Source organism: Schleiferia thermophila (assembly GCF_003337435.1).
GTDB classification, from domain to species: domain Bacteria; phylum Bacteroidota; class Bacteroidia; order Flavobacteriales; family Schleiferiaceae; genus Schleiferia; species Schleiferia thermophila.
The window spans coordinates 136,962-140,416 of the sequence record NZ_QPJS01000001.1 but is presented as its reverse complement, the minus strand read 5'-3'; the positions used below and the strand labels follow the sequence as shown (position 1 = coordinate 140,416).

Genomic DNA, 3,455 nt, shown 5'->3' with positions numbered 1-3,455 from the left:
CAAGTATAATTTTTTCTTTTGGGCGCCTCCCCCGGCTGCTTCCAGCGGGCAGCCGGGGGCCGGTCTGCGGCTCCTATTCCCCTTGCAGATCGGGCGTAACCTCTCGCGCTGCGGTGGCTCGCTGTCGCTCCGCCTCCTCGCACGGAGGCTACTCTGCACGCCTGCTGCGGCTCATATCCGCCTCCGCCCTGGCGCAGGAGGCAGTCAAAACCCCTGTACTAAGCATTCAATCAAAAAAGTAAATCACCAGACAATATAAAATTCCTTCCATCACAAGTAAGAGGTAAGCACCTCATAGGCTCACGCGATCTGCAATACGTCCCTGAGTGCTCTCCCCTGATTGCCCGGTTGTTGTACACATACTGTCAAAGTGTTGCAAACATCAGAATGACACTTTCACCCTTCCTCTTACTTCAGCATACAACCCTTCATTTACCACCTGACAGACAGCCGGTAATAAATAATCCCTGCCGGGTAAAGCTGATCGATCTTATCCGTCCAGTTTGCTTATAGCTTCCCACACACCCCTCCAGGATGTTTTATGTTTATTTTAACTTTAATTTTTTGCAAATATTAACTCTCTTTTTTTTTTTGTAACGTCTTACATATACAAGATGGCCATCAGCAGATTGTAAGACCCCCATCGTTTAACCTCTAATTTTTGTAAAAAACATGAAAAAGTTGTTATTTGCATGGGCAATCGCTGCAATCATGCCAGCCTGCAGTAAAGTACAGAGCCCCGAAGTACACAACGTACCTGCTCCGGTCTTTCAAACTTCAGATCCGGTGATCGACTATTTCTCCCGTTTTGGTACAGTCATCAAACCTGACCAGGAATGGATCGACCAGCACGCCACATTTCCCGAATACCTCGATGCCACAGACCTCTATTTCCTCCAACAACCCAATGGAGATCATTTTCAAATTTATGCCTACGAAGACGATACTTTCCTGGGCAGAATAAGCAATGATTTCAAATATAAATGGAACGAAGGAGAATTAAGTGACGGAACACGCTTCGTATCATGTCCGGATCCGGGCAATGACTGCATGATGGCCAAACACAATGATTCAGCACTTTTAATTAAAAAACCATCTGCAAACTAATGATGAAGTTAAAATTGTCCATTTTAATATATGGAAGGCTTCTATGCCTTCCATTCTTTATGATATTATTTTCTTGCGATGTCGGAAAAGACACATATCTGCAAGAGTATAATTTTTCCGTCTACGACAGCATAATTATAAAATTAAATTCACCGGAGAAACTTATAATAGTACAAACTCACACCAAAGGCGATACACTTGTAATTTCAGCAGCTGATCACAAAGAGAAAAAACTGTATCTTTTTTACGTACTAAATGATTCTCTTCTGGATACTAAAAATATTTTTTTAAATTTTCTGAAAGATGATGAATTTCCATATGTAATGTATACTTATTCGGATTATTTCGATGCCTATATTGTTTACAGAGATCAGAAAGATGTTGATTACAACTGGAACAAGGTCTTTTACATTGTCACACAAGATCAAATCAAAGAAGTCAACATCGATTGTCCAAGGCTATTCAGAAAAGAAATCAATGATTCCAGTAAAGTTATTTTTATTCCAACACCCTTTGAAATTTGTGTGTTTGGCAATACTTTCTACGGTTATCCTATACCATTTAACGGATTTAAACACAATCCGGAATTACTTTCAAAATACAACATTCCCCACATATTGGCAATAAATCTTGAAAATGGGGAATGCATCGACATACATAATGTACTTCCTGAGGCGCGGTTTGACACTCTTATCAGCGCATTGAACATGCACTTTTATCTCACCAGGGACGAAAGAAAAAACCGATTGCTTCTAAACCAAAGAAATTCATTTAAAATAACAGGATATGACCTTAATGATAAAAAAGTTAAAAACCTTACAAATTTCGATTTGAACATCGAATATTTCCGGGATCATATCAATGATTATAATTTAGTTATTTTCGATCCTACTCCAATAAAAAAAAACACAACTACAAGTTACGTCAGACAGTTAAGGATATTTCCAAAGCGCAATATAAGCACCGAAGCATTTAGAACATTTTTGTTAAAAAACAATTATTATCTGCTGTATGATTCAAATCTCCAACTGGATGGAGTTTTTAAAGCAGATCAAAAGATATACACTAATATTTTTGAGTCAAAAGGAGAAAACTTTGCAATTCAACAACACGATGAACTGCTTAAGATATATAAGTTCAGGTTAACTCCCACTTCTCATAAAATTCTCGTAAGGAAGTTATTGAATAGCATCATTTCTAGTACACAAAATATACCTGAAATACAAAAATTTGACTTGAACTCATTAAACATTTTAAACGAACAGGAAATTCCAAAATACCTCATAATAATCCCTTTAAAAGGATGCTATGGATGCGCTATTTCTGCTTTAAGCGATATTCTGAAAGACAATTCATTATTTTCATCAGAAAATATAAAAATTATGTACTCAACTGAATCACCTATCTATATCACAAATTCAAACCTCATCGATAAACTTGATTCAATCAATAAGATTAAAATTCAATACTCAGACCTTAACGCATTTCTTCCGGAAGAAATAAGCTATGTCACTGTCTGTAAAGTACTAAATGGTAAAGTTACACAGCACGAAGAAGTTGTATCCAAAGAACAGGTAATTGAATTTTTAACCATCAACAGATAAGACTTTTATTTTCTAAATTAATTGGCATCAACCAATTTAGAAGTAGTAAAATCTATTAACACGGATATAAAAAGTTTAAAAAATGGAAGCGACCATCAAATATATGCATAACACATTTCGTCTTAAAGCAAAACCTGACTCCCCTCACAAAGTATTAAATCATGTACATACTCCGACTACCCATTACTTACTTCAGCATACAACCCTTCATTTACCACCTGACAGACAGCCGGTAATAAATAATCCCTGCCGGGTAAAGCTGATCGATCTTATCCGTCCAGTTTGCTTATAGCTTCCCACACACCCCTCCAGGATGTTTTATGTTTATTTTAACTTTAATTTTTTGCAAATATTAACTCTCTTTTTTTTTTTGTAACGTCTTACATATACAAGATGGCCATCAGCAGATTGTAAGACCCCCATCGTTTAACCTCTAATTTTTGTAAAAAACATGAAAAAGTTGTTATTTGCATGGGCAATCGCTGGCAATCATGCCAGCCTGCAGTAAAGTACAGAGCCCCGAAGTACACAACGTACCTGCTCCGGTCTTTCAAACTTCAGATCCGGTGATCGACTATTTCTCCCGTTTTGGTACAGTCATCAAACCTGACCAGGAATGGATCGACCAGCACGCCACATTTCCCGAATACCTCGATGCCACAGACCTCTATTTCCTCCAACAACCCAATGGAGATCATTTTCAAATTTATGCCTACGAAGACGATACTTTCCTGGGCAGAATTT

General features: G+C 37.7%; 3 protein-coding genes. All 3 read left to right on the top strand.

Annotation, left to right across the window (positions count from 1 at the left end; translation table 11 throughout):
• The first annotated feature begins 672 nt into the window (after nt 1–672).
• Nucleotides 673–1,107 (top strand): hypothetical protein, encoded by a 435-nt coding sequence (locus DES35_RS00670; RefSeq protein WP_114365519.1) that lies wholly within the window; start codon nt 673–675, stop codon nt 1,105–1,107.
• A complete protein-coding gene (locus tag DES35_RS00665) occupies nt 1,107–2,711 on the top strand; it encodes a hypothetical protein (protein WP_125039382.1) in 1,605 nt (534 codons plus the stop codon). The genes DES35_RS00670 and DES35_RS00665 overlap by 1 nt, the downstream gene beginning before the upstream one ends.
• A gap of 467 nt (nt 2,712–3,178) precedes the next feature.
• Nucleotides 3,179–3,455 (top strand): hypothetical protein (locus tag DES35_RS11470; protein ID WP_170125666.1); only part of this gene is annotated, 277 nt, incomplete at its 3' end.

Coding starts and splice junctions, on each gene's coding strand:
- DES35_RS00670 (WP_114365519.1), top strand. CDS start 673: ATGAAAAAGTTGTTATTTGCATGGGCAATCGCTGCAATCATGCCAGCC.
- DES35_RS00665 (WP_125039382.1), top strand. CDS start 1,107: ATGATGAAGTTAAAATTGTCCATTTTAATATATGGAAGGCTTCTATGC.